The following is a 2,500-nucleotide window of genomic DNA, read 5'->3' as shown; positions in this document are numbered from 1 at the left end:
CCTTTTGAAGAATGAGCCTGCGAGTTTGCGGCATGTTGCGAGGTTAACCCGTGTGGGGGAGCCGTAGCGAAAGCGAGTCCGAAGAGGGCGTGGAGTAGCGTGTTCAAGACCCGAAGCGGAGTGATCTAGCCATGGGCAGGGTGAAGCGCGGGTAAGACCGTGTGGAGGCCCGAACCCACCAGGGTTGAAAACCTGGGGGATGACCTGTGGTTAGGGGTGAAAGGCCAATCAAACTCCGTGATAGCTGGTTCTCCCCGAAATGCATTTAGGTGCAGCGTCGTGTGTTTCTTGCCGGAGGTAGAGCACTGGATAGGCGATGGGCCCTACCGGGTTACTGACCTTAGCCAAACTCCGAATGCCGGTAAGTGAGAGCGCGGCAGTGAGACTGTGGGGGATAAGCTCCATGGTCGAGAGGGAAACAGCCCAGAGCATCGACTAAGGCCCCTAAGCGTGTGCTAAGTGGGAAAGGATGTGGAGTCGCAGAGACAACCAGGAGGTTGGCTTAGAAGCAGCCATCCTTGAAAGAGTGCGTAATAGCTCACTGGTCAAGTGATTCTGCGCCGATAATGTAGCGGGGCTCAAGCACACCGCCGAAGTCGTGTCACTCCAACATGAGGGCTAACGCCTGTTGGGGTGGGTAGGGGAGCGTCGTGTGCCGGGTGAAGCAGCCGTGGAAGCGAGTTGTGGACGGTTCACGAGTGAGAATGCAGGCATGAGTAGCGATACATACGTGAGAAACGTGTGCGCCGATTGACTAAGGGTTCCTGGGTCAAGCTGATCTGCCCAGGGTAAGTCGGGTCCTAAGGCGAGGCCGACAGGCGTAGTCGATGGATAACCGGTTGATATTCCGGTACCCGCGATGCAGCGACCAACACTGAATCGGGCGATGCTAAGTCCGTGAAGCCGCCCTGGATCCTTCGGGAAAAGGGGAGTGGTGGAGCCGACGGTCCAGACCTGTAGTAGGTGAGTGATGGGGTGACGCAGGAAGGTAGTCCAGCCCGGGCGGTGGTTGTCCCGGGGTAAGGGTGTAGCCCGAGAGATAGGCAAATCCGTCTCTCGTTATAGGGGTGAGACCTGATGCCGAGCCGTTGTGGTGAAGTGGATGATCCTATGCTGTCGAGAAAAGCCTCTAGCGAGTTGTGTGGCGGCCCGTACCCTAAACCGACTCAGGTGGTCTGGTAGAGAATACCGAGGCGTTCGGGTGAACTATGGTTAAGGAACTCGGCAAAATGCCCCCGTAACTTCGGGAGAAGGGGGGCCATGTCTGGTGATCCCACGTGCTGGGTGAGCTGGGTGTGGCCGCAGAGACCAGCGAGAAGCGACTGTTTACTAAAAACACAGGTCCGTGCGAAGCCGTAAGGCGATGTATACGGACTGACGCCTGCCCGGTGCTGGAACGTTAAGGGGACCGGTTAGTCACATTTCGGTGTGGCGAAGCTGAGAACTTAAGCGCCAGTAAACGGCGGTGGTAACTATAACCATCCTAAGGTAGCGAAATTCCTTGTCGGGTAAGTTCCGACCTGCACGAATGGCGTAACGACTTCTTGACTGTCTCAACCATAGGCCCGGTGAAATTGCACTACGAGTAAAGATGCTCGTTTCGCGCAGCAGGACGGAAAGACCCCGGGACCTTTACTATAGCTTGATATTGGTGTTCGGTTCGGTTTGTGTAGGATAGGTGGGAGACTGTGAAGCGGCCACGCCAGTGGTTGTGGAGTCGTTGTTGAAATACCACTCTGATCGTGCTGGATGTCTAACCTGGGTCCGTGATCCGGATCGGGGACAGTGTCTGGTGGGTAGTTTAACTGGGGCGGTTGCCTCCCAAAGGGTAACGGAGGCGCCCAAAGGTTCCCTCAGCCTGGTTGGTAATCAGGTGGTGAGTGTAAGTGCACAAGGGAGCTTGACTGTGAGACTGACGGGTCGAGCAGGGACGAAAGTCGGGACTAGTGATCCGGCGGTGGCTTGTGGAAGCGCCGTCGCTCAACGGATAAAAGGTACCCCGGGGATAACAGGCTGATCTTCCCCAAGAGTCCATATCGACGGGATGGTTTGGCACCTCGATGTCGGCTCGTCGCATCCTGGGGCTGGAGTCGGTCCCAAGGGTTGGGCTGTTCGCCCATTAAAGCGGTACGCGAGCTGGGTTTAGAACGTCGTGAGACAGTTCGGTCCCTATCCGCTGCGCGCGTAGGAGTCTTGAGAAGGGCTGTCCCTAGTACGAGAGGACCGGGACGGACGAACCTCTGGTGTGCCAGTTGTTCTGCCAAGGGCATGGCTGGTTGGCTACGTTCGGGAAGGATAACCGCTGAAAGCATCTAAGCGGGAAGCCTGCTTCGAGATGAGGACTCCCACCCCCTTTGAGGGGTTAAGGCTCCCGGGAGATGACCGGGTTGATAGGCCGGATATGGAAGCACCGTGAGGTGTGGAGTTGACTGGTACTAATAGGCCGAGGGCTTGTCCGTAGATGCTCGCGTCCACTGTGTGGGTTCTGAGACAACAACCG

At 57.0% G+C, this 2,500-nt stretch carries 1 rRNA gene (cut by a window edge); it reads left to right on the top strand.

Going from position 1 to position 2,500, the window contains the following annotated elements:
• Nucleotides 1-2,459: ribosomal RNA gene (locus HCC30_RS28150) — 23S ribosomal RNA — on the top strand; it begins 664 nt to the left of the window's first position.
• The last annotated feature ends 41 nt before the right edge of the window (nucleotides 2,460-2,500 follow it).

The sequence above is a fragment of the Streptomyces sp. HNM0574 genome, from assembly GCF_012726235.1.
GTDB lineage: Bacteria > Actinomycetota > Actinomycetes > Streptomycetales > Streptomycetaceae > Streptomyces.
The sequence above is the reverse complement of the archived record's forward strand: the minus strand, read 5'-3'. Positions and strand labels throughout refer to the sequence as shown.